The following is a 23,488-nucleotide window of genomic DNA, read 5'->3' as shown; positions in this document are numbered from 1 at the left end:
CCCCGCCTCACCAGGAGACGGGGCGCCCGGGGCGCGCACGGACGGCCGAGGCCGACCGGGGCCGGATCACTCGGAGGCGGCGGCCTTGAGCTTGGAGCCGGCAGTCACCTTCACGGAGTAGCCCGCGGGGATGGTGATCTCCTCGCCGGTGCGGGGGTTGCGGCCGGTGCGCTCCTTGCGCTCGGTGCGCTCCACGGCCAGCCAGCCGGGGATGGAGACCTTCTCGCCCTTCTTCACCTGGGCGGACAGCGACTCGAAGAGGGCGTCCAGCACGTCCGACACGGCGGACTGGGTGTTGCCGGAGCGCTCAGCGACGGCGGCGACGAGTTCCTTGCGGTTCATGGCCATGGTTCCTTCCTGAAGACATCGGTGACAGGCGTCCGGGCCGGTGCGGCCCGGACTTCCAGGTGCGAACGTACCACCTGCGCCCGCGCCGCGCCCCATCTGATCGGCCTGATTCCGCGAGTTCTCAGCCTCGCGCGCCCACGCCCGGCCCCGGAGACGACGACGGCCCCCTCCGATCTCTCGGAGGGGGCCGTGCGGTCGACCGGTGTCAACGCCCGCGAGGCGGGCGAGGGGTCACCAGGAGGACTTGGTCACGCCGGGCAGCTCACCGCGGTGCGCCATCTCGCGGAAGCGCACACGGGAGATGCCGAAGCGCTGGAAGGTGCCGCGCGGACGGCCGTCGATGGCGTCGCGGTTGCGCACGCGCACCGGGGAGGCGTCGCGGGGCAGCTTCTGCAGGCCCACGCGGGCGGCCTCGCGGGCCTCGTCGGTCGCGTTCGGGTCGACCAGGGTCTTCTTGAGCTCGGCGCGCTTCTCGGCGTTGCGGGCCACGATGACCTTGCGCTGCTCGTTCTTGGCGATCTTGGACTTCTTGGCCATGTCAGCGCTCCTCTCGGAAATCGACGTGCTTGCGGACCACCGGGTCGTACTTCTTGAGAGTGATGCGATCCGGGTTGTTGCGGCGGTTCTTGCGGGTCACGTAGGTGAACCCGGTGCCGGCGGTGGACTTCAGCTTGATGATCGGACGAACGTCCTTGTCCTTGGCCATGTCAGAGCTTCACTCCCTTCGAGATGAGGTCGGCGACGACCGCGTCGATGCCGCGCACGTCGATGGTCTTGATGCCCTTGGCGGACAGCGTCAGCGTGACGTTGCGGCGCAGGGAGGGCACCCAGTACGTCTTCTTCTGGATGTTCGGGTCGAACCGGCGCTTCGTGCGGCGGTGCGAGTGGGAGATGCTGTGGCCGAAACCCGGCCCAGCCCCGGTCACCTGGCAATGTGCTGCCATGATCACTCCTCGTGGCAAGTAGTAGTAAAAGGACGGGCGGAACCCGCATGGCGGCGTGCCGTGGACGCGCGGAGGCCTCCACGGGCAGCCTGTGAGCCCCGCCCCGGGTGTGTGCACCGCACTCTTACTGCGACTTCTCGAAAAGGTGAACCAGGCTGGGTGAGAGCCAACCGAAGTGCCTTACAGATCGCTGGTGTGGACGGTGAGCCCCGACCCGTCCGGGAGGACGGGGTCGGGATCCGGTCTGCGGGAGCGTGTCGCCTTTCCGACCCGCGAGCCCTCCGGCGAAACGCCGAGGGGCACGGGAACGACGCGCGTGCGCCGTTCCATGGTACGCGAGCGGGCGGGGCCGATCAACTCGAGGCGTCGGCCTCCCGGCGCTGGTCGACGAAGCGCACGTACCAGTGCTCGGGGCGCAGGGCGCGCAGCAGCTTGAGGTTCAGGCGGGCGTACTCCTCATGCTCCTCCGGCGTGAGGTGGTCGAGGAAGACCTCCTGCATGAGCCGCCGGTAGGGCGCCTCGGCGGCGCGGAACCGGGCGAGCCCCTCGTCCGTCACGCCCACCAGGGTGACGCGGGCGTCGTCGGGGGACGTCCGTCGCGTGACCCAGCCGCGCGTCTCGAGGCGCCGCACCACATGCGAGAGGCGGGAGAGCGAGGAGTCCAGCTGGTAGGCCACCTGGCTCATGGGCGCCTCCTCCGGCTGACGGCGCAGCGTGGCCAGCAGCGCGAACTCGAACGGCGTCGCCCCTCCGCCGCGGTGCATGTCCGACTCGATCCGGGAGTTCAGCGCGGTGGCCACCTGGATGGCGGACACCCACGAACTCCCCCACGCGCCGATGTGCCCGGCGAGGTCGCTCTCTGTCTCCAGCACGGGTGGGGGGATGCTGCCGCGCTGCACTTCCTGGTCATGCTCTGTCCGAGCGTCGTGAGTCATGCGGGCCATCGTGGCAGGTCAGAACGGTGACCGGCGAGTTCTCTGGTGCGATCGGCCCCCGCCGCCGACCCCACGAGGGGTCAGGGGCGGCCGTGGGGGACGACGACGGCGCGTCCGGCGACCTTCCCGGCCTCGAGATCGCGGTACGCCTGCAGGGCGTCCTCCATGGAGTACGTGGTGTAGAGCGGCTCGATCTTCCCGTCCCGGTAGAGGCGGGCCACCTCGTGCAGCTCCTCCACGGTGCCCCAGTAGGTGCTCACCAGCTCCGCCTCGTACGGCGTGGAGAGGAAGGACCAGTCCGTGGTGGACCCGTTGCCGATGCCCACGATCGTCACGCGGGACTGCATGGCGGCGGTGTCCAGCGCCGTCCGCACGGTGGGGCCCACGCCCACGAAGTCGAAGGCCGCATCCACGCCGCGCCCGCCGGTGACCTCACGGATGCGCTCCACCTGGCCCTCGCCCCCGGGGACGGTCACGGCGCCGTAGACCTCGGCCTGGGCCATGGCCTCCTCCTTCATGTCCGTGGCGATCACGGTGGCGCCGGTGAGGGCCTTGATGATCTGCACGGCCATGAGGCCGAGGCCGCCGAGGCCCACCACGAGCGCGGACGCGCCCGGACGGCCCAGCTTGGGCAGGGCCAGCTTCACGGCGTGGTACGGGGTGAGGCCGGCGTCGGCGAGCGCCGAGGCGGGGATCGGGTCGGCGTCGCCCAGGGGGACGAGGTTGCGGGCGGGCACGGCCACGTACTCGGCCATGCCGCCGTCGCGGCCCAGGCCCACTGCGGCGGCGCGCATGGCGCCGGCGTTCTGGCAGTAGGTGTCCTGGCCGCGCGAGCAGGCGGGGCAACGGCCGCATCCGGTGGGGCCGTAGACGAGCTGAGCGGAGCCGATCTCCAGGCCGACCACGCCGTCGCCGAGCTCCTCGACCCAGCCGGAGGTCTCGTGGCCCAGGGTGTACTCGGGGTCCACGAGGGGGTTCATGCCGGGCTCGAACTCGGAGTAGACCGCCACGTCCGAGTGGCAGGCGCCGGCACCGGCCACCTTCAGGAGGACCTCACCGGGCCCGGGCACCGGCTTCTCGACGTCCTTGAGGGCGGGGAACTGCTTGTAGGCCTCGAACCGGACGGCACGCATGGTGGTCACGGACGATCACTCCTTCGGGGTCGGTGCGACGGCCCGGTGGGACGGGCCGTCGTCGTCCACCCTTCCAGAGCCCCCGGGCGGCGTCAGGACCCGGGACCCCGGCGGGATCAGGCGACGCCGGTGCCCAGCAGGGTGCCGACGCCGAAGGTGAGCGCCAGGGCCAGCGCGCCGCCCACCACCACGCGCACCGTGGCGCGAGCGGCCGGTGCATCGCCGAGGCGGGCCCCCAGGTAGCCGGTGATCGCGAGGGCGAGCAGGGTGACGCCGAAGGTGACGGGCACCCGCACCTCCACCGGGGAGAGCAGGATCGCGAGGAACGGCAGCAGCGCCCCCACCAGGAAGGCGATGAACGAGGCGCCCGCCGCCGCCCACGGGCTGACCACGTCCTCCTCGTCCATGCCGAGCTCCATGCGCAGGTGGGCGCCGAGGGCGTCCTTCGCGGTGAGCTCCCGGGCCACGGTCTCCGCGGTGGGGCGGGAGAGCCCCTCGGCCTGGTAGAGCGCGGTGAGCTCCTCGAGCTCGCCGGCCGGGTCCTCCGCCAGCTCGCGGCGCTCCTTGGCGATGAGCGCCTTCTGCGAGTCGGAGGAGGAGGACACCGAGACGTACTCCCCCAGCGCCATGGAGACGGCACCGCCCACGACGGCGGCGGTGCCGGCGAGCAGGACGGGCGTCACGGCGGTGGTCGCGCCGGCCACGCCGACCACGGTGGCGGCGACGGAGACGATGCCGTCGTTGGCGCCGAGCACACCCGCGCGCAGCCAGTTCAGGCGGGCGTTCAGGCCGGTCTGGCCGTGGGGCTCGGCAGGGTCGGACAGGGGGGCGGAGGAGGGCGCGGCGGCGGACATGAGTCCATCCTGTGCCGACCGGGCCGGGCCCACCAGGTAGGTGAGGCGAACCTGAACGGGGACAGCCGTTGAACAGTGTTGCCCCGATTGTTGAACAAGCACTACTGTGCCGTGTGCGCCCCGTGACGCCCGTCACCTCGCATGGCGCCCCCGCCGGAAGGTGACACCCATGTCCCACGCTGACTCCGCGCGGCCGTCCTCGGCCCCCGCCGAGGGCCACGGCCGCGACGCCTCCCCCACGACCCGCCGCACTGCTCTGCTCGGTGCCATGTTCCTCATGGCGACCTCCGCCATTGGTCCCGGCTTCATCACCCAGACGTCCACGTTCACCATCCAGCTGGGCGCCGCGTTCGCCCTGGCGATCCTGGTCTCGATCATCATCGACATCGCCGTGCAGATGAACGTGTGGCGCGTGATCGGCGTCGCCGGCCTGCGCGCGCAGGAGCTGGCCAACCGCGTCCTGCCCGGCCTGGGCTGGCTGCTGGCGGGCCTCGTGTTCATCGGCGGCATGGTCTTCAACATCGGCAACATCGCCGGCACGGGCCTGGGCCTGAACGCCATGCTCGGCGCCGACGCCCTGATCGGCGGCGCGATCTCCGCGCTGATCGCCATCGCGATCTTCCTGTCCAAGAGCGCCGGCGCCGCCCTCGACCGCATCGTCGTGCTCCTCGGCGCCCTGATGATCGGCCTGATGGTCTACGTGGCCATCGTGTCCCAGCCCCCGGTCGGCGACGCCCTCGTGCAGTCCGTCAACGTGGGCAACCTCGACTCGGCCATGTTCCTGGCCCTGGCCACCCTCGTGGGCGGCACCGTCGGCGGCTACATCACCTACGCCGGCGCGCACCGCATGATCGACTCCGGCGTGAAGGGCGTCGACGACATCGCGTCCATCACCCGCAGCTCCGTGGCCTCCATCCTGGTGACCGGCCTGATGCGCGTGCTGCTGTTCCTGGCGATCCTCGGCGTCGTCGCCTCCGGCGCGGACCTGGGCACCACCAACCAGGCCGCGAACGCCTTCCAGGCGGCCGCCGGCGAGGTCGGCCTGCGCATGTTCGGCGTGGTCTTCTGGGCCGCCGCGCTCACCTCGGTGATCGGCGCGTCCTACACCTCCGTCTCCTTCATCACGACGTCGACGACGTCGGACCGCACCCGCAACCTGCTCACCGTCGCGTTCATCGTGGTCTGCGCCGTGCTGTACCTGGTGCTGCGCCAGGCCCCGACCACCCTGCTGGTGTTCGCCGGCGCCTTCAACGCCCTGATCCTGCCCGTCGGCTTCGCCGTGCTGCTGATCGTGGCGGCCTTCCGCCGGGATCTGCTCGGCGGCTACCGCTACCCGAAGTGGCTCATCATCGTGGGCGTGCTCGCGTGGCTGCTCTCCGTGTTCATCGCCGTCCGCGCGCTCGGCCCGATGATCGCCCTCTTCACGGGCGCCTGAGCATGACCGAGCCCCTGAACGGGGCCACCGGCCCGGCCGAGGCGCGCGAGCGCTTCCGTGCCGGGCTGGTGCGTCCCACCGCCGGGATCGCCGACGGGTACGCCCAGGCGAACCTGATGATCGTGCCGCAGGACCTCGCCTTCGACGTCCTGCTCTTCGCGCAGCGCAACCCCAAGGCCCTGCCGCTGCTGGGCGTGCTCGAGGCCGGCCGGGTGTCCGGCCCCGCCCTGGCCGGGGACGTCCGCACGGACGCGCCGCAGTACGTGGTGTACCGGGACGGCGTGGAGGTCGAGCGGCCCACGGACGTGGCCCACGTGTGGCGGGACGACCTGGTGACGTTCCTCATCGGCTGCTCATTCACATTCGAGGCCGCGCTGGTGGCCGAGGGCATCCGGATGGCGCACCAGGACGCCGGCGTCAACGTGCCCATGTACCGCACCTCCCGCCGGTGCGAACCGGCCGGTGCGCTGCGCGGACCCCTCGTGGTGTCCATGCGCCCGATCCCCGCGGACCGCGTGGCCGACGCCGTCCGCATCACCTCCCGCTACCCGGCCGTGCACGGCGCGCCCGTGCACGTGGGCGACCCGGCCGCCCTCGGGATCACGGACCTCTCCGCGCCGGACTTCGGGGACGCCGTCGAGGTGCCCGAGGGCTGCCTGCCCGTGTTCTGGGCGTGCGGCGTCACCCCGCAGGCGGCGATCATGGAGTCCCGCCCGCCGCTGGCCATCAGCCACGCGCCCGGGCACATGCTCATCACGGACCTGCCGGACCGGATGTTCCAGATCCCCTGACCCGGGCCGTCGGGAGGGCCCGCCCGGGCGCAGTACTGCCGCGTAGACGCGGATCTACGTGGCAGTAGTGCGCCCAGGCAGGGTGCCGGGGTCGGGAGGGGCGGACGCAGCTCAGTGCCGCCGACCGAGACGCTCCAGGAGACGTTCCTCCGCGTCCGGGCCGGGGGCAATCCCGCGCGGGATGCGCAGCAGGAACAGCAGGCCGAGGACCCACCACAGACCGAGGAACACATACGCCATCGTGGAGATCGACGCCGGCATGCCCGGGACGTAGAGGCTCAGGAGACCGGCCGTGAGCAGCGTCCCGGCCACGCCGAGGACCGTGCCGACCGCCGGCCCGCCGGCGCGGAACGGACGCTCCATGTCCGGCTCGCGACGGCGGAGGATGAGGAACACGACGCACACCATCATGTAGGTGAGCACGATGGACGGGGAGCCGGAGTCCACGAACCAGCCCAGGGCTCCTGCGCCGAAGAACGGGGCTGCCACGGAGAGCGCACCGATGAACAGCACGGCGTTCGCCGGGGTGCGGCATGTCGGGTGGAGCCGGCCGAACCAGCGCGGGAGCATGCCGGAGACGCCCATCGCATAGAGCAGACGGGCCGCGCCCATGAGGAGCGCGATCCACGACGTCAGGATGCCGGCCATGCCTCCGACGAGCAGCACGGTGGCCATCGCCTGACTGTCGAAGAGGGCGGCCATGGCGTCGGCGGTGACGAGCTTCGCCGCCGCCAGCTCGGACTGGGGCATGGAGGAGGCGGTGGTGAGGATGACCATCACATACCAGAGGGTGGCCGCGGCCACCGAGAGGATGATCATGACGCCCATGCGGCGCGGGGGCATGTTGAGCTCCTCGGCCGACTGCGGGATGACGTCGAACCCGACGAACAGGAAGGGGACCACGATCATCACCGAGAAGAGCCCGGTGGCGTTCGTGAAGAGCGGCTCGAGGTTGCTCACCGACCCTCCGGTCCCGGCACCGAACACGAGGAGGGCTCCGACGAGCAGCAGGGCGCCGACCACGATGGTCTGGACGATGCCCGCCAGCTTCACGCCGATGTAGTTGATCCACGTGATCACCACGGCGGCCACCGCCCCCACCAGTGCCCAGACCAGAGAGACGTCCGAGCCGAAGGCCGTCCAGAGGTGGACCGACTCGATCTGCGGCCAGATGTACGCGGCCGTCCTGGGGAGGGCGACGGCCTCGAAGGCCACGATGGAGATGTAGCCGCCCGTGATGCCCCACGACCCGATGAAGCTCCAGCGTGCGCCGAGACCTCGCATGAGGTAGTGGTGCTCACCGCCGGCGCGGGGCATGGCCGAGACCATCTCCGCGTACACGAGGGCGACGACCGTCATGATGACGCCGCCCGTCACGATGGCGATGATCGACCCGACGGTGCCGGCGCTCTTGAGCCATCCGCCCACGAGGACGACCCAGCCGAAGCCGATCATGGCGCCGAAGCCGATGGCATAGGCGTCCAGGGTGGAGAGGGTCTTCTTGAACCCGGACTCCCCCTGCACGGGAGGTGAGGACGGATGGCTCACCGGGCCCGCCTTGCGCGTGAGAGGTGCCTCTGGAGAGGGGAACCTCGACAGGTGCTGGTATGACGGGCGCCACTCTCTCATGTCCGAGTCGCGCGACGGGTGTGTCAGCCTCATTCTCCTGAGTCTCTGGCCGAGACTGGCTTGACTGGCCATTTCGAGGCTCGCCCGGGCGCACTACTGCCACGTAAACCTGGATCTACGTGGCAGTAGTGCGCCCGGGCGGAATGGGGCGGGGACGGCCGGGGGCCAGGCGTCGCCGTCGTTCGCGGCTCAGGCCGGGACGTCCGAGACCTGGGCCGCGGCCGAGCCGTCCAGATGCTGGAGGACGAACGCCTCCGCCTCCTCCAGATAGTCGCCGAACATGGCGCGCACGGCGGGGAGGTCCTCGGCCAGCAGCCGCGCCACGATCCACCGGTTGCGGTCCGCGAAGAGGGCGTGCAGGCGGGTCTGCTCGTCCAGGGGGTGGAAGGCCAGGCGGGTGCGGGCCAGTACGGAGGACATCACGCGGGTCAGCTCCGGGGAGGCGGCCAGGTCCGTGATGCCCAGGTGGGTGAGGTGGTTGGCGTCGCCGAGGCGGCGCGGGGAGGGGTCGTCGTCGAGGATCTCCGCGGCCCGCTCGAGGCGGGCGACGGCGGCCGGGGTGAGCCAGCCCTGCTCCAGCGCGCCGAGCTGCAGGATCCGCCGCATGCGGTAGAGCCCGCGCACGGTGTCCGCGTCCGGGGCGGCCACGAACACGCCGCGGTGCGGGCGGCGGACCACCAGCCCCTCGCCCGCGAGCGCCGTGAAGGCCTCGCGGAGGCTGTTGCGGCTCACGCCGAGCTCGGCGGCCAGGGCCACCTCGCCGAGGCGCTCACCGGGGAGCAACCCCGCCGACGCGATCCGCCGTCGCAGCTCCTCCGCCGCACCGGCGGCCGCCGAGCCCTCCCCCGCCGCGCTCACCGGATGGTGCCGATGACCTGCCCCCGGGTCACGGACGCGGGCGTCGGGCCCGCGGCGCGCTCCAGCCGGCCCGCACGCGCGGCCCGGATCGGGGTCTCCATCTTCATCGCCTCCACAATGGCAATGGTGTCACCCTCAGCCACCCGGGCGCCGTCCTCGGCCTTCCATGACGCCAGGGTGCCGGTCACCGGGGAGACGACGGCGCCCTCCTCCTCGGCAGGGGCGTCGGCCTCGGCCGGGGCGGACGCGGTGCCCGCTCCCCCGCCGCCCAGCAGGGCGGCGTGCAGGTCGGCGGGCAGGCCCAGGCGCACGGCCCGGCCGTCCAGCTCGACCGTGACGGTGGTGCGGCCGCCCGCGGGCACGGTGGCGCCCAGGTAGGGGGAGGCGGCCAGCGGGGCGGCGAACTCGGACTCGATCCACGTGGTGTAGACCCCGAGCGCCTCGGACGAGGTGAACGCGTCCTCCTCGAGCACGGCACGGTGGAACGGCACCACGGTGGGCACGCCCTCGATGCGCAGCTCGGCCAGGGCGTCCCGCGCGCGGGCGATCGCCTGCCCGCGGTCCTCACCGCGCACGATCAGCTTGGCCAGCAGGGAGTCGTACTCGCCGGGCACCACGGAGCCGGTGCGCACGCCGGTGTCCACGCGGACGCCGGGGCCGGTGGGGGCCTCGAACACCTCCACGGGGCCGGGCACGGGCAGGAAGCCGTGCGCCGGGTCCTCGGCGTTGAGGCGGAACTCGAGCGCATGGCCGCGCGGGGTGGGGTCCTCGGGGATGCTGAGGGCCTCGCCCGCGGCGATCCGGAACTGCTCGCGCACGAGGTCTACGCCGAACACCTCCTCGGTGACGGGGTGCTCCACCTGCAGGCGGGTGTTGACCTCGAGGAAGGAGATCAGCCCGTCTGGGGCCACGAGGTACTCCACCGTGCCGGCGCCGGTGTACCCGGCGGCGCGGCAGATGGCGCGCGCGGAGGCGTGGATGCGCTCCCGCTGCTCGTCCGTGAGGAACGGCGCGGGAGCCTCCTCCACGAGCTTCTGGTTGCGCCGCTGCAGGGAGCAGTCGCGGGTGCCCAGGACGGCCACGGCGCCGTGCTCGTCCGCCAGCACCTGCGCCTCCACGTGGCGGGGGCGGTCCAGGAAGCGCTCCACGAAGCACTCGCCGCGGCCGAACGCGGCCACGGCCTCGCGGGTGGCGGCCTCGAAGGCACCCTCCACGTCCGCCATCTCGCGGACCACCTTGATGCCGCGGCCGCCGCCGCCGAAGGCCGCCTTGATGGCGATCGGCAGGCCGTGCTCCTCGGCGAACGCGCGCGCGGACGCCGCGTCGGGCACGGGGCCGTCCGAGCCGGGGACCAGCGGGGCGCCGGCCTCCTGGGCGATCGAACGCGCGGTGATTTTGTCCCCCAGCGAGCGGATCGCGTCCGGGGACGGGCCGATCCAGGTGAGGCCGGCGTCGATCACGGCCTGCGCGAAGTCCGCGTTCTCGGACAGGAACCCGTAGCCGGGGTGGACGGCGTCGGCGCCGGCGCGGCGGGCCACCTCGATCAGGGCGTCGATCCGCAGGTAGGTGTCCGCGGAGGAGGCGCCGGGCAGGTGGTGGGCCTCGTCGGCCACGGCCACGTGCATCGCGTCCGCGTCCGGGTCGGAGTACACGGCGATCGAGGCGATCCCGTGGTCGCGGCACGCGCGCGCCACGCGGACGGCGATCTCGCCGCGGTTGGCGATCATGACCCGGGTGACGGGACGGGCGGCGGGGGTGGCGGTGCTCATGCGGTGTGCTCCTGGGAGACGGTGTCGGAGGGGGTGGGGGCGGCGCCGCCGGGGGCGCCGTCGGGACGGCCGAGGGTGTGCTCGGCGTCCTCGGGGTGGCCGGGGCGGCGGTGCAGGACGAACCGCACCTGCGCGCCCGGGGGCAGCTGGGCGGCCAGGCCCAGGTCCTCGCGGGCGACGACGCCGATCACCGGGTAGCCGCCCGTCACCGGGTGGTCGGCGAGGAAGAGGACGGGCTCGCCCGAGGGCGGGACCTGCAGCGCGCCGCGCACGGCGCCCTCCGAGGCCAGCTCGCCGGTGCGCACGCGCTCGAGGGGGGCGCCGGCGGCGGGGGCGGCCAGGCGCACGCCGATCCGGTCGGTCTGCTGGCTCACCTCCCAGTTCTGGGTGAACAGGCGCACGAGGCCGGCGTCGCCGAACCAGTCGTCGCGCGGTCCGGGGACCACGCGCAGCACAGCGACATCGCCCGCGGCGGGAGTGGGGCGCAGGGCGGGCTCGGGGTCGCCCACCATCACGACGCCGGCACCGCGGTCCTCGGCGGCCACGCGCCGGGGCAGGGCCTGGCCGGCGGTGAGCGGACCGGGGCCGAGGCCCGAGAGCGTGTCCGCGGCCCGGCTGCCGAGGGTCTGCGGCAGGTCGAGCCCGCCGCGCAGCGCCACGTACGTGCGCAGCCCGGCGGTGGGCTCGTCCACGGTGAGGGTGTGCCCGTCCAGCAGCGCGAAGGGGGCGCGGGCGGCCACGCGGTGCGCGGCGCCGTCGGGGGCGGTGACGGTGCCGGTGACCTCGGCCCCGGCGAGGGCCAGGACCTGGTCCCCGCGCGCGGTGAGCGCGAGGCCGCCCAGGACTGTCTCGATCACGGCCTCGGCGGGGCCGTTGCCCACGAGGCGGTTGGCCTGGCGCGCGGCGTCGCGGTCGGCGGAGCCGGAGGCGACCACGCCGAGGCCGCCCAGGCCGGAGCGGCCGAGGTCCTGCGGCAGGGACAGCAGGCCGGGGTCCGCGACCACGAGACCCGGGGCGGCGTCGTCCGCGGGGCGGGCGTCGTCGGGCGCGGCGACGTCGTCCGACGCGGGCGCGGTGACGGTGGCGGAGGCGCGCACGGGGACGTAGCGCACCCGGTCGCCGGGGGCCAGCAGGGCCGGCTGCTCGCGGGACAGGTCCCACATCGGCTGGGCGGTGTGGCCCAGCAGCTGCCAGCCGCCGGGCGAGGTGCGCGGGTAGACCGCGGAGAAGGTCCCGGCCACCGCGACGGCGCCCGCGGGCACCGCGGTGCGCGGCGAGTCCCGGCGGGGCACGTCGAAGGGCGGGGCGCCCGCGGTGCAGTACATGAACCCGGGCGCGAAGCCGCCGAAGGCGGCGAACCAGTCCGCCTCCGTGTGCGCGCGGATCACGCCGTCCGCGCCGAGGCCGGTGAGCTCGCCGACGGCGACGAGGTCCGCGCCGTCGTAGACGACCTCGATCTCCACGGTCCGGCCGGCACCGGCGTCATGGGCGTCCGGCACGAGGGTGCTGACGCGGGCGGCGGCGTGCTCGGCGGCGGCCTCCGAGGTGAACGTGAGCAGCACGGTGCGGGCGGCGGCGATGATCTGCCGCTGCCCGCGCTCGGGGTGGGCCACCAGGTGGGCGTGCAGGGTCATGACGTCCGCGAGGTCCGGGCACTCCACGAGGAAGCCGCGGGTGCCCGTCCAGCGGATCTCGCGGGCGGGGCGGGGACCGCCCTCGGCGGACCGGGCCGGGGTCGGGGCGCTCATGCGAAGGACGCGATCGTCACGCCGGCGTCCTCGAGGGCACGGCGCACGGCCGCGGCCATCGAGACCGCGCCGGGGGTGTCCCCGTGCACGCAGATGCTCTCGGCGGCCACGCGGACGTCCGAGCCGTCCACCGCGGTGACGACGCCCTCGGTGGCCAGGCGGACCATGCGGGCGGCCACCTCGGCCTCGTCGTGCAGGACGGCGCCGGAATCGCGGCGGGACACGAGGGTGCCCTCCGGCGTGTAGCCGCGGTCCGCGAAGGCCTCGGCCACGCCGCGCAGGCCCGCCTGCTCGGCCTTCTCCAGGGCGATCGAGCCGGGCAGCAGGAGGACGGGCAGGTCCGCGCCGAAGGCGGCGATGCCGTCGATCACGGCCTGGGCGTGCTCCTCGTGGTGGACGATCGTGTTGTAGAGCGCACCGTGCGGCTTCACGTAGCGGACGGTCGCGCCGGCGGCCCCCGCGAGCGCCTCGAGGGCGCCGATCTGGTAGAGGACGTCGTCGGCCAGCTCGGTGGGCGAGCAGTCCAGGAACCGGCGGCCGAAGCCGGCCAGGTCCCGGTAGCCCACGTGGGCGCCGATCGACACGCCGGCGGCGACGGCGGCGCGGCAGGTGGCCGCGATGCCGGAGGGGTCGCCGGCGTGGAAGCCGCACGCCACGTTCGCCGAGGAGACGGACGGCATGATGGCGTCGTCGTCGCCCATGGTCCAGGAGCCGAAGGACTCCCCGACGTCGGAGTTGAGGTCGATCTGCATGGTGGGGTCCTCTCGCGATGCTATGACCGGAATCACCCCATCATGGTCCAGCCGCGCGGATTGTTCAACAATCCCGGACGGGGCGGAGCCTGTGCCCTGCGCACGGCACGAGGCACCACCTGCGAGGCCCGGCGCCGGTCGTGGTCACGGCACGCCGTCGGACGGGAACCTCCGGCGGCGTGTCGTGACCACGACCGGCCGGACGAGAGCCGGGCGGGACACCCGGCAGACGCCACCCCGGCGCGGGTTCAGCGCAGCGGCGTGTGCGCCGGGTCCACCCGCTCGTCCTCGCGCACCGGCCCCGGGGCGGTGCCGCCGCCCCACGGGTCGCCGCCGAGCTCCTCGCGGCCGTGCGCCGAGACCCACCCGGACAGGTCCGGGCCCTGCGGGATGATCCGGGTCGGGTTGATGTCCTCGTGCACCACGTAGTAGTGCGCCTTGATCTGGGCGAAGTCGACCGTGTCGCCGAAGCCCGGCGTCTGGAACAGGTCGCGGGCGTAGCCCCACAGCGCCGGCATCTCCGTCAGCCGGTTCCGGTTGCACTTGAAGTGCCCGTGGTAGACCGGATCGAACCGCACGAGTGTGGTGAACAGCCGCACGTCCGCCTCCGTGATCCGCTCCCCCATGAGGAACCGCCGGGTGCTCAGACGCTCCTCGAGCCAGTCCATCGCGCTCCACAGGCGTTCGTAGGCCGCGTCGTACGCCTCCTGGGAGCCGGCGAACCCGCACCGGTACACGCCGTTGTTCACCTCGGTGAACACGCGCTCGATCACCTCGACCATCTCGTCCCGCTCCGGCCCGGCGTCGGGGATCAGCTGCGGGGCGCCGTCGCGGTGGTGCGCCGTCCACTCGGTGCTGAAGTCCAGCGTCATCTGCGGGTAGTCGTTGGTCACGACGCCGCCGCTCGGCACGTCCACCATGGCGGGCACCGTGATCCCGCGCGGGTAGTCCGGGAAGCGGGCGAGATAGTTCTCCTGCAGCCGCTCGGTGCCCAGGACCGGGTCCTTCCCGCCCTCGTCGAGGTCGAAGGTCCAGGACCGCTCGTCGTGCGTGGGGCCGGGGGTGCCCAGGGAGATCGCGTCCTCGAGGCCGAGCAGGCGCCGCACGATCAGCGCGCGGTTCGCCCACGGGCACGCCCGCGCGGCCACGAGGCGGTAGCGGCCGGCCTCCACGGGCCACGCCTCGGCGCCCTCGGTCAGCCCACCGCCGACGCGGCCGACCTTCGTGCCCTCCTCTCGGGGCAGGGCTCGCACGGCGTCCGGGTCGGCCACGATCCGGTCCTGGATGTAGGTCGTGTCCCGGGTGAACTCCGCGCCGGCCTGGACATAGTTGCCCTTCAGGCCGTCGCGGGTCTCGATGGTGCCGCGGTCCGCGGCCTGGTCCTCGCGCTCGGTGCTCTCCATAGACTCGATCCTATGTCCGACACCGCCCAGACCCCCGGCCCGGCGCCCGCCCCGCTCGTGCGGTGCGTGACGGCACGCAACCCCTCCCCCATGACCCTCGCCGGCACCAACACCTACGTGGTCTTCGCGGACGACGCCGCCACCGCCGTCGTCGTGGACCCCGGGCCCGCGGAGGACGCCGAGGGCCACGCCGAGCGCGTGATGGCCGCCGCGGAGGGCCGCTCCGTGGAGCTGATCCTGGTGACGCACCGGCACGCGGACCACACCGGCGGGCTCGACGCGTTCCACGCCGCCACCGGCGCCCCCGTCCGGGCCGCCGACCCCGCGCACTGCCGTGTCGCCGCGCCGCTGACGCCGGACGAACGGATCGAGGCGGGCGGCGTCGTCGTCCAGGCCTGGCACACGCCGGGGCACACCTCGGACTCGTACTGCTTCGTGCTCCCGGCCTCCGGGGCGCGCGGCGCGGTGCTCACGGGCGACACGATCCTCGGCGAGGGCACCACCATGCTGGACCACCCGGACGGCACCCTGGCCGACTACCTCGACTCGCTCGAGCGGCTCGAGGCCGCCGGCCTGCTCACCGTGCTGCCCGCGCACGGGCCCGTGCCCGCACCGCTGGAGACGATCGCCCGCGACTACCTCGACCACCGCGAGGGCCGCCTGGCCCAGATCGAGCGGGTGCTGGAGGACATGCCCGAGGACGACGCCGACGCGATCACCCCCGCCGAGCTCGTGCCCCTGGTCTACCCGGGCCTCGAGGGGCAGGTGCGACGGGTGGCCGAGCAGGTCATGGCCTCCCACCTGGCGTACCTCCGGGAGGACTGAGGCGCACGGCCCGGGGCTACAGTGGCCCCGACCGGCGGGAACGCCTCCCGCATCCGCGGACCGGAAAGGGACCGTCATGACCATCCTCGCCGCCTACAAGAACAGCACCACCGCCAAGGCCGCCCTGCACACCGCCCTGGACATCGCCCGGGAGACGGGCGAGGAGGTCGTGGTGGTCAACGCCGGCCCGGGCGGGGAGCACCGCAGCAAGTCGCTCATCACGGAGGCCGAGCAGCTCGAGCTGCAGGCCGTCCTGGACGCCTCGGGCGTGCCCGCCACGTTCCGCCAGTACGCGCGCGACCGCTCCACGGCGGACGAGATCACCGCAGTGGCCGCCGAGCTCGAGCCCTCCCTCGTGGTGATCGGCCTGCGCCGCCGCGGCGGGTTCGGCCGGTTCGTGATGGGCTCGCTGGCCGACGAGCTCCTGCAGAAGGTGGACCAGCCGGTCCTGTGCGTCAAGGAGTACCGCGGCGCCACCCCGGACGCCGTCAGCCACGTGGCGGAGACGGACCCCTCGCTCGGGGACACCGCCCCCTCCCAGCCGTACGAGACCCCCCGGCCCTTCGCCCACGCCCAGGACCCGCACGAGGGCACCCGCGGCGTTCAGCCCCGCGACGGCGGCTCCTCCACCGTCTGAGCGTCCTCCGCCTGCCGGGCCCGGCGCTCGGCGTACGCGTCCTCGCCGGGGCCGTCCATCTCGTGGTTGCGCCGCACCGCCCGGAGCGAGCCGGTGTAGAGCGAGGCGTTCTCCCCGGCCTGCGCCAGCGGCACGGACCCGGTGGCCGGGCGCGGCGGCGCCCCGGCGCCCTCCACCGTCGGCAGCGGGCGCGTGGCGGACCCGGACGCCCCGCCGGCGGACGCCCCGCCCGCCGCGGCCCCGGACGTCGTGGCGGAGGCGGATGCGTCGTCGTCGTGATGGTGGGGGAACGGGCCCTCCGCATGCCGCTGCGTGTAGATGCCCTCCGGGTACTCGGCGCGCAGGAAGCCCACGAGGTCCTCGCGGACGAGGCAGCGCAGGTCCCAGAGGTCGCCGGAGTTGCGCGCCGAGACCACGGCGCGGATGCGGACCATGCCGCCCACCGCGTCGATCACCTGCATGGCGTTCTCCTGCCCGTCCCACAGCTCGGTGGACGCCAGCAGCTCGGTCAGCCGCGCCCGCAGCGCGTCCATGGGCACGCGCCAGTCCACGTCCATCTCGACGACGCCGGCCACCTGCGAGCCCACGCGGGTCCAGTTCTCGAACGGCTCGGTGGTGAAGTGGGAGGACGGGTAGACCATGCGGCGCCCGTCCCACAGCTTGACCACCACGTTGGACAGGGTGACCTCCTCCACGGTGCCGAACACGCCCTTCATGTCCACCACGTCCCCCACACGCACCGAGTCCGTGAAGGCGAGCTGGAAGCCGGCGAACACGTTGGTCAGCGTGGACTGCACGGCCAGGCCGGCGATCACGGAGATGAGGCCCGCCGAGGCCAGGAGGCCGGCGCCGAGCGAGCGCACCTCCGGGATGGCCAGCAGCACCGCGGCCAGGGCCACCACCACGATCACGGCGTTGAGGACGCGGCGGATCAGGATGGTCTGGGTGCGGATCTTGCGCTCGCGGCGGTCGTTGACGCCGGGGTGGCGGTACTTCGCCAGCACGGCCCCCTCCACGGCGCCGACGATCCGCCACGCCGCCCACGCCGCCGCGGCGGCCACGGCCACCAGCAGCACGAACGACGCCGGCCGGAACCACGTCTGCTCCTCCGCCATGACGGTGAGCGCGATGCGGGCCCCCAGCAGGCCCGTGAACAGGGCGACCGGCAGGGTGAGCCGCGCCACCTGGGCGCGCAGTCCGTCCCGGCGGAACAGGACCAGCCGGGCCAGGAGGAACAGGGCGTACGTGACGAGGCCGGCGGTCAGGAACGCGCCGGCGACGGCGGCCACCGTGCCCCATTCCGCGCCCAGCAGGGCCGCGGCGCGGTCCGCCCCCTCGGCCACGTCCTGCTCCACCGACTCGGGGACCACCTGCTCGGCGGTCAGGCGGACGGCGGACGCGAGAGGGACAACGGGGAGCACGGTCGCGGCGGGCATGACAACAGTCTGACACCCGCGGCCGGACGCCCCCCGGGACGGAGCACAATGGATCCTGATCGCGCCGCGGCACCCCGGCCGGCGGCGCGCCCTGCAACCAGGAGGAACCCGTGCTCTCCGTGACCGACCTGCGTGAGCTCGACACCGCCACCGCCGACCTGAGCCGCGTGATCCCGCGGGCGGACGTGGACGTGGCCTCGGTGGTGCCGAAGGTGCAGCCGATCATCGACCGCGTCCGGGACGGCGGCGAGCGGGCCCTCCTGGCCCTCGCCGAGGAGTTCGACGGCGTCCGCCCGCCCGCCCTGCGCGTGCCGGCCGAGGCGCTCGCCGCGGCGCTCGAGAACCTCGACCCGGCCGTGCGCGCCGCGCTCGAGGAGTCCATCCGCCGCGCCCGGACGGTCCATGAGGCGCAGATCCCGGCCGGCTCGGTCGTGGAGCTCGGCGAGGGCGCCGTCGTCGAGAACCGCTGGGTGCCGGTGGAGCGCGTGGGCCTGTACGTGCCCGGCGGGCGCGCCGTGTACCCGTCCTCCGTGGTGATGAACGTGGTGCCGGCCCAGGCGGCCGGCGTGGAGTCCCTCGTGGTCACCTCCCCGCCGCAGAAGGACCACGGCGGGCTGCCGCACCCCACCGTGCTCGCGGCGTGCGCGCTGCTGGGCGTGGACGAGGTCTACGCGGCCGGCGGCGCCCAGGCCGTGGCCATGCTCGCACTCGGCGTCCGGGACGACGACGGCGAGGGCTGGCTCTGCGCGCCCGTGCGGATGGTCACGGGGCCGGGGAACGTGTACGTGGCCGCGGCGAAGCGGGCGCTGCAGGGCGTGATCGGCGTGGACTCGGAGGCGGGTCCCTCGGAGATCGCCGTGATCGCGGACGGCACGGCGCGCGCCGACTGGGTGGCCGCGGACTTGATCAGCCAGTCCGAGCACGATCCGCTGGCCGCGTCCGTGCTGATCACCGACTCCGAGGACCTGCTGCGGGACGTGCTGGCCGCCGTCGAGGCCCAGGTGCCGGGGTCGTTCCACGAGGACCAGATCCGGGTGGCGCTGACCGGCCCGCAGTCCGGCGTGCTGCTGGTGCGGGACATGGAGCAGGCCCTCGAGGTCTCCGACCTGTACGCCACCGAGCACCTGGAGATCCAGACGCGCGATCCGGAGGCCCTGGCCGAGCGCGTGCGCAACGCGGGCGCCGTGTTCGTGGGCCCGTACTCCCCCGTGCCGCTGGGCGACTACTCGGCCGGCTCCAACCACGTGCTGCCGACGTCCGGCACCGCCCGGTTCTCCTCCGGCCTGAACACCGTGACGTTCCTGCGCTCGCAGCAGCTGATCCGCTACGAGGAGGCCGGACTGCGGGGCGTGGCCGACGGGATCTCCGCGCTGGCCGAGGACGAGCGCCTGCCCGCCCATGGGGTGGCCGTGCGGGCGCGGTTCGCATGAGCGGCGGCGCCGTGCGGTTGGACGCGTGGCTGTGGGCCGTGCGCATGTACAAGACCCGCTCGGCGGCCACCGCGGCGGTGCGCGGCGGACACGTGCGGGTCAACGACGAGCCCGTCAAGGCCGCGCACACGCTGGCGGTCGGGGACCGGATCCGGCTCCGGAAGGATCACCGGGAGCGGATCCTGGAGGTCACAGGGCTGATCTCCAAGCGCGTCGGCGCCCCCGTGGCGGTGAAGAACTACATCGACCACTCCCCCGCGCCGATCCCGCGCGAGCTGTTGGCCGTGCCCGTCCGCGAGCGCGGCGCTGGGCGGCCGACCAAGCGGGACCGTCGGCAGCTGGACGCGCTGCGCGGGCGGGACGGGGCCGGGCGGGGCTGATCGGCTTCCTGGCCACGTCAGTCCTCGCCGACGCGGATGGCCCGGTCGACGGCCGCGTGGACCAGAGGGTCGTGGCTGGCCACCAGTACAGCGGCCCCGGCCGCGGCGTGCTCGCGCAGCAGCGCGATGGCCTCGCGGGCCGCAGAGCCGTCGAGGTGGCCGGTGGGCTCGTCGGCCACGATCAGGTGCGGCCGCTTGGAGAGGGCCCTGACCAGCGCCACCCGCTGGGCCTCTCCCCCGGACAGCCGGGAGGCGGGCGCGCCGAGCCGGTGCCCCAGTCCGAGTCGCTCGAGCTGGCCCCGGACCGTCTGCTGTGCCTCGGGCACAGACCCCGCGAGGCGCCCGCCGTGGATCCACACACCCGCGTTGTCGAGCGCGGAGAGCTCGCCGATGAGCTCGCAGGACTGGTCCACGTAGCCCAGGTGCACCCGCCGGTACCGCGCGAGATCCCCGGCCGAGAGGTCCGCGACCTCCCCGGCCAGTGATCCGTCGGGGCTGCGGTAGATGATCCGTCCGGACAGCGGGCGGGACAGCCCGGCCAGGTGGCGGATCAGGGAGGACTTCCCCGTGCCGGAGCGGCCCCAGAGTCCGACGACGTCGCCAGGCGCAAGGGTCAAGTCCAGGGACTCGACGAGCACGCGGGTGCCGCCGTCGGGATGGCGGTAGCCGACCTGGACGCGGTCGAGGGTGAGCACGGGCGCGATCACACTCATGCGGGCTGCCCCTTCCAGGCGCGGGCGAGCTGGGCTCGCCGGGTGAGCAGGGTGATGACGAGGGTGAGGAGCAGGGCGACGCCGGCCGCTCCCGCCACGAGGGGAAGGTCCGGGCGGGGGGTGAGCAGCGCCAGGACGACGCCGGCCACCACCGCGGCCGCGATCGCCTCCACGGCCAGGGCGGGCACGTGGCGTCCCAGCAGCCGGGAACGGGTCCAGCCGGCGAGCAGGAGCACGGTGGCCTCCCCCCGGACGGCCGGACCCTCCACCCGGTGCAGCTGCACCAGGAGGACCATCCCCACGACGGCGGCCAGCGCACCCAGCACCAGGCGGAACGGCAGGTCCTGAGCCACGGCGGCGCTGGCCAGCACGGAGAGGCCGGCCTCGCGGCGGGCCTGCAGGACGACGGCCACGAGCAGGCCGGCACCGACGGCCACGGCCGCTCGGTACGCGGCGCCGGTGAGCAGCCGCGGCCACGTGCGCGCGGTCCACCGGGTCAGCAGCGCCGCCGGGGTGCGGGCCGGTCGGACCGTGCGGACGCTGCCTTCCCGGACCGCTGACGCGGCGGGGCGGGCCGCGAGCACCGCCGCGAGGACCACGGCCAGGGCAAGCCCCGCCGTCGCCCCGAGGCCCACGGCCACCAACGGGGGCGCCACGCCGAGGCGCCTGGACATCGTGCCGACGACGGCGAGTGCGGCTGCCACACCGACGAGCACCGTCAGTGTGGCGGCGTCCTCGCGGAGGTGGCGGGTCACGGTGGCGCTGCGTGTCCACCCATGGACCGCCAGCACACCCGCCTGGTGGCGCCGTGGCTGCAGCGCGGCGGCCACGCACAGCCCCGCCAGGGCGGTCAGCAGGACGACCACCGTCACCGTCTGTGAGGTCCCCGCGGTCCCGACGGCCGCGGAGACCCGCTGGGAGGCGGTGAGCTCCGGTCCGAGCTGGCGCACGGTGCCGAGCGGCCCCGTCCGGGGATCACCCTCCGTGGAGTCGAACCGGTAGGACACCACCTGCATCTCGCGGGGCGCCAGGCTGGAGGCGGCCACGGTGACCGCTGCGAACCCGGCGGCCTCGAGGCGCTGGGCGACGGCGTCGATCGTCGCGAGGTTCTCCGGCGTCAGGTCCTCCCCCACGCCGGCCACCCGGACGCGGACGGTGCTGAAGGGCCGCTCCAGTCCGAGTGCCCCCGCGGAGGCGGCGTCGACGTAGGCGGCGGGCATCTGGTTGGCGAGACCGAACCCGGTGGAGGCGGGCCGCAGCCGGACGTCCCGCTGAGTTCCGTCGGGGTCCGCCACCAGGGTGGTGGGCAGCTCGACGTCCGTGAGCAGCGGGGCGATCCCCGCGAGTGCGGCGTCCGGCTCCGGCGTGAGGGTGCCCACGCTGACCAGCAGGGGCGCGTCCCCGGTCCCGAACCGTCGGCCATCATCCGTGGCCGTGTAGTACGCGGACTCCCGGGACGTGGAGGCCGGCAGCGCCCGGGTGACCGCGACGTCGGGCCGGCCGGGGAGCGTGCCGGAGGCGGTCTCCACGGAGGCGGCCTCGGCCAGGGTCTCGTCCGCGGACGACGGCCGGGTCAGGGTCCGCGTCTCCTGCACCAGGGAGAGGCGGGGCGAGTCGTAGCTCAGGACCGGGTCCCGGCCCGTGGTCAGCCCCGGCACGGGCACCACGGTGACCCCGAGTCCGAGGCCGCCGAACCGGCCTGAGACGTCGGAGGTGGAGACCTCGTCCTGCGTCGCTGTCCCGCCGGCGGGCAGCGCCCACACGGGCATCCCCACGATGCCGCGGGGCGCGGTGGGGTTCCGCGGATCGACCGGCGCCTGCTCGATATCGAGCCGGGTGACCGGCTCCCGGTACGGGGCCGCGCGCACCTCGAGGGTCAGGGGTGCAGACCCGACGCTCGTGGCGAGCAGCGGGACGGCGGTGAGTGAGTCCACCGGGCGTCCGGCCGCATCCGCCAGGTTCTGGAGGTAGGCAGGGAGCCGGTCCTTCGCCTTGACGAGCGCCTCCGCCTCCTCGGTTGCGGCACCGGAGAGCCTGTCGACGACAGCCGGGAGGGAGTCGGCCGGCGAGGACTGCGCAAGCACGCGGAACGCGTCGGCGGCGGCCGGGTGCCCGCCGAGGGACAGCAGCTGCGCCTCGGCCGCGGCGTCCACGACGATCATCCGGTTGCCCTGCGGGTCGGAGTCCGCCCACGGGGCGGCCCAGTACGTGCCGGCCGGGACCTCACGCTGGGCGGGCGGCGGCGTCTGACCGCGGGGCCCGACGGCAAGGGTGGGGAGCTCGACGTCCGTGCAGGGGCCTGGCTCGGGAGGGGCCGGATCGCAGAGGGCGGGATCGTCCAGCAGCGGACGGGCGTCCGCGATCGGCCCGTCGGAGAAGGAGCCGATCAGTGTGGCGTCCATGCCGAGCACGGGGCGCGGGCCGAGTCCGTCGTCCGTGCTCACCCGCGCGTCCATGTCGAACGCGCGGGGACCCTCCACGCTGCCGTCCGCGGGGTAGCCGATCATGACGGCGTCCTGGTTGGCCACGCTGCGCACGCCGACGTCGCCGAGCGGGGCGGCCACCTCGACACCGGGCACCGCCCGGATGCGGTCGAGATCGGCCGGGCTGAGACGCTCGGCTGAGCTCGTCCAGACGGCCGTGTCCAGCGGGGCCATGAGGGCGGCCGCGCCCGGTGCGGCCGCAGGTGCGGACACGATCAGGTCATAGGACCCGCGCCAGCTGCTGTCGACGAGGGCCTTGAGCCGCTGTGTGGCCTGGGCCTGGACACCAAGGCCCAGGACCAGGACCACAGCGAGCGCCCCGGCCACCAAGCGCAGCGACCGCACGGCGGGGAAGGAGGGCCAGGCTGGTCCTACACGGCGAGAATCTTCACCAGTGCTCGTCTGGACTCGCGAGCTCTGGGGCGGTCGGGACGTCATTCGGAGGGGACCGTCAACGCCACCCGGTAGGGCTCGTCATTGTCCACGGTGACCGTGAAGGTCACTGGCCCGGCCTGTTCTATGGGAGGCGTCGCTGCGGACCACCCGCCGCACAGGGCCTCCGATCCGGCCATCCACGTTTTCTCATCGCCATCGCCACTCGAGACGTGGATGTCCGTCTTGCCAGTCGCATCGGAGGGGCAGAGCAGGACGACCCGAAGGACCGCGCCCTTCTGGGCATCCACCGTGATCTCCTGGGTGCCCCGACCGACTCTCTCCTCCAGGACGGACTCCTGCTCCACATCGATGTAGTCGGAGTCTGGATTCTGACGTGCGTACTCCTCAAGGGTCATGCCCCCCTCCTCGAACAGAGCCGCGGGGAGAGCCTCTGCCGCGTTCGGGGCCTGGGCCTCGGCATCGGACGAGCCGCTCGTGGCGGCTGACTCCGAAGGGGTCGCACTGGCGGCAGCCGTGGAAGTGCCCGGGGGGGTCTGATTGTCGGACTGAGAGGCGGAGCACCCGGAGATCGTCGTGCCGACGAGCACAG

The 23,488-nt window shown here is 73.9% G+C and carries 23 protein-coding genes; 6 read left to right on the top strand and 17 right to left on the bottom strand.

The features are described from left to right. Nucleotides 1–66: 66 nt before the first annotated feature. The 7 genes from BJ976_RS01515 to BJ976_RS01485 all read right to left on the bottom strand — a co-directional run bounded on the left by BJ976_RS01515 (nt 67) and on the right by BJ976_RS01485 (nt 4,214). Nucleotides 67–348 (bottom strand): HU family DNA-binding protein, encoded by a 282-nt coding sequence (locus tag BJ976_RS01515; protein WP_135029917.1) that lies wholly within the window; start codon nt 346–348, stop codon nt 67–69. A 231-nt stretch (nt 349–579) separates the two neighbouring features. Then, nucleotides 580–885: a 30S ribosomal protein S14 gene (rpsN, locus tag BJ976_RS01510; RefSeq protein ID WP_135029919.1), complete on the bottom strand. Its 306-nt coding sequence runs from the start codon at nt 883–885 to the stop codon at nt 580–582. Between the two features lies 1 nt (nt 886). Beyond that, complete coding sequence (gene rpmG / locus BJ976_RS01505) at nt 887–1,054, bottom strand: 50S ribosomal protein L33 (RefSeq protein WP_002858336.1); 168 nt, start codon at nt 1,052–1,054, stop codon at nt 887–889. 1 nt (nt 1,055) lies between these two features. Then, nucleotides 1,056–1,292 (bottom strand): 50S ribosomal protein L28, encoded by a 237-nt coding sequence (rpmB, locus tag BJ976_RS01500; RefSeq protein WP_135029921.1) that lies wholly within the window; start codon nt 1,290–1,292, stop codon nt 1,056–1,058. A gap of 353 nt (nt 1,293–1,645) precedes the next feature. Beyond that, on the bottom strand, nt 1,646–2,164 hold the full coding sequence (locus tag BJ976_RS01495; RefSeq protein ID WP_167736936.1) for a MarR family winged helix-turn-helix transcriptional regulator: 519 nt from the start codon (nt 2,162–2,164) through the stop codon (nt 1,646–1,648). A gap of 143 nt (nt 2,165–2,307) precedes the next feature. Further along, nucleotides 2,308–3,360: an NAD(P)-dependent alcohol dehydrogenase gene (locus tag BJ976_RS01490; protein ID WP_135029949.1), complete on the bottom strand. Its 1,053-nt coding sequence runs from the start codon at nt 3,358–3,360 to the stop codon at nt 2,308–2,310. A gap of 116 nt (nt 3,361–3,476) precedes the next feature. Continuing rightward, entirely contained in the window at nt 3,477–4,214 is a 738-nt protein-coding gene (locus BJ976_RS01485) for a VIT1/CCC1 transporter family protein (protein ID WP_135029924.1), read from the bottom strand. 169 nt (nt 4,215–4,383) lie between these two features. Between BJ976_RS01485 and BJ976_RS01480 the strand changes: the two genes are divergently transcribed. Both BJ976_RS01480 and BJ976_RS01475 read left to right on the top strand, forming a co-directional pair. Then, nucleotides 4,384–5,649, top strand: coding sequence for an NRAMP family divalent metal transporter (locus tag BJ976_RS01480; RefSeq protein WP_135029926.1), 1,266 nt, complete (start codon nt 4,384–4,386; stop codon nt 5,647–5,649). A gap of 2 nt (nt 5,650–5,651) precedes the next feature. Then, entirely contained in the window at nt 5,652–6,440 is a 789-nt protein-coding gene (locus BJ976_RS01475) for a putative hydro-lyase (RefSeq protein ID WP_184231802.1), read from the top strand. 111 nt (nt 6,441–6,551) lie between these two features. On the opposite strand, the gene BJ976_RS01470 is transcribed toward BJ976_RS01475, so the two are convergent. The 6 genes from BJ976_RS01470 to BJ976_RS01445 form a co-directional block, all read right to left on the bottom strand. Continuing rightward, nucleotides 6,552–7,988, bottom strand: a complete 1,437-nt coding sequence (locus BJ976_RS01470; protein WP_268236479.1) for an APC family permease — start codon at nt 7,986–7,988, stop codon at nt 6,552–6,554. 270 nt (nt 7,989–8,258) lie between these two features. Beyond that, on the bottom strand, nt 8,259–8,927 hold the full coding sequence (locus BJ976_RS01465; protein WP_184231801.1) for a GntR family transcriptional regulator: 669 nt from the start codon (nt 8,925–8,927) through the stop codon (nt 8,259–8,261). Next, nucleotides 8,924–10,696, bottom strand: a complete 1,773-nt coding sequence (locus tag BJ976_RS01460) for an ATP-binding protein (protein WP_135029228.1) — start codon at nt 10,694–10,696, stop codon at nt 8,924–8,926. Before BJ976_RS01460 ends, BJ976_RS01465 begins: the two co-directional genes overlap by 4 nt. Then, nucleotides 10,693–12,444, bottom strand: a complete 1,752-nt coding sequence (locus BJ976_RS01455; RefSeq protein WP_135029230.1) for a 5-oxoprolinase subunit B/C family protein — start codon at nt 12,442–12,444, stop codon at nt 10,693–10,695. The genes BJ976_RS01460 and BJ976_RS01455 overlap by 4 nt, the downstream gene beginning before the upstream one ends. Continuing rightward, nucleotides 12,441–13,196: a LamB/YcsF family protein gene (locus BJ976_RS01450; RefSeq protein WP_135029232.1), complete on the bottom strand. Its 756-nt coding sequence runs from the start codon at nt 13,194–13,196 to the stop codon at nt 12,441–12,443. The genes BJ976_RS01455 and BJ976_RS01450 overlap by 4 nt, the downstream gene beginning before the upstream one ends. A gap of 248 nt (nt 13,197–13,444) precedes the next feature. After that, nucleotides 13,445–14,599: a glutathione S-transferase family protein gene (locus BJ976_RS01445; protein ID WP_135029234.1), complete on the bottom strand. Its 1,155-nt coding sequence runs from the start codon at nt 14,597–14,599 to the stop codon at nt 13,445–13,447. Between the two features lie 12 nt (nt 14,600–14,611). Between BJ976_RS01445 and BJ976_RS01440 the strand changes: the two genes are divergently transcribed. Together BJ976_RS01440 and BJ976_RS01435 are read left to right on the top strand one after the other, a co-directional pair. Further along, nucleotides 14,612–15,424 (top strand): MBL fold metallo-hydrolase, encoded by an 813-nt coding sequence (locus tag BJ976_RS01440; RefSeq protein WP_135029236.1) that lies wholly within the window; start codon nt 14,612–14,614, stop codon nt 15,422–15,424. Nucleotides 15,425–15,500: 76 nt separating this feature from the next. Then, the gene (locus BJ976_RS01435; RefSeq protein ID WP_135029238.1) at nt 15,501–16,061 is read left to right on the top strand and encodes a universal stress protein; all 561 of its coding nucleotides are present in this window, start codon (nt 15,501–15,503) and stop codon (nt 16,059–16,061) included. Here the strand turns inward: BJ976_RS01435 and BJ976_RS01430 are convergent. After that, on the bottom strand, nt 16,028–17,497 hold the full coding sequence (locus tag BJ976_RS01430) for a mechanosensitive ion channel family protein (RefSeq protein WP_135029240.1): 1,470 nt from the start codon (nt 17,495–17,497) through the stop codon (nt 16,028–16,030). The genes BJ976_RS01435 and BJ976_RS01430 overlap by 34 nt on opposite strands. 110 nt (nt 17,498–17,607) lie before the next feature. On the opposite strand from BJ976_RS01430, the gene hisD reads away from it, so the two are divergent. After that, complete coding sequence (gene hisD / locus BJ976_RS01425) at nt 17,608–18,927, top strand: histidinol dehydrogenase (protein ID WP_135029242.1); 1,320 nt, start codon at nt 17,608–17,610, stop codon at nt 18,925–18,927. Beyond that, nucleotides 18,924–19,307 carry an Hsp15 family ribosome-associated heat shock protein gene (locus tag BJ976_RS01420; protein ID WP_135029244.1) on the top strand — a complete coding sequence of 128 codons (384 nt, stop codon included), beginning with the start codon at nt 18,924–18,926 and terminating at the stop codon, nt 19,305–19,307. Before hisD ends, BJ976_RS01420 begins: the two co-directional genes overlap by 4 nt. Nucleotides 19,308–19,324: 17 nt before the next feature. Here the strand turns inward: BJ976_RS01420 and BJ976_RS01415 are convergent, their stop codons facing one another. The 3 genes from BJ976_RS01415 to BJ976_RS01405 form a co-directional block, all read right to left on the bottom strand. Next, a complete protein-coding gene (locus BJ976_RS01415; protein WP_135029246.1) occupies nt 19,325–20,020 on the bottom strand; it encodes an ABC transporter ATP-binding protein in 696 nt (231 codons plus the stop codon). Further along, nucleotides 20,017–22,848: a hypothetical protein gene (locus BJ976_RS01410; protein WP_135029247.1), complete on the bottom strand. Its 2,832-nt coding sequence runs from the start codon at nt 22,846–22,848 to the stop codon at nt 20,017–20,019. Before BJ976_RS01410 ends, BJ976_RS01415 begins: the two co-directional genes overlap by 4 nt. Before the next feature lie 89 nt (nt 22,849–22,937). Next, complete coding sequence (locus BJ976_RS01405; RefSeq protein WP_229667278.1) at nt 22,938–23,294, bottom strand: hypothetical protein; 357 nt, start codon at nt 23,292–23,294, stop codon at nt 22,938–22,940. Nucleotides 23,295–23,488: the final 194 nt, after the last annotated feature.

Origin of the sequence: Micrococcus flavus, assembly GCF_014204815.1 — a bacterium.
GTDB classification, from domain to species: Bacteria; Actinomycetota; Actinomycetes; order Actinomycetales; family Micrococcaceae; genus Micrococcus; species Micrococcus flavus.
This window is presented reverse-complemented; position numbering and strand designations above follow the sequence as displayed.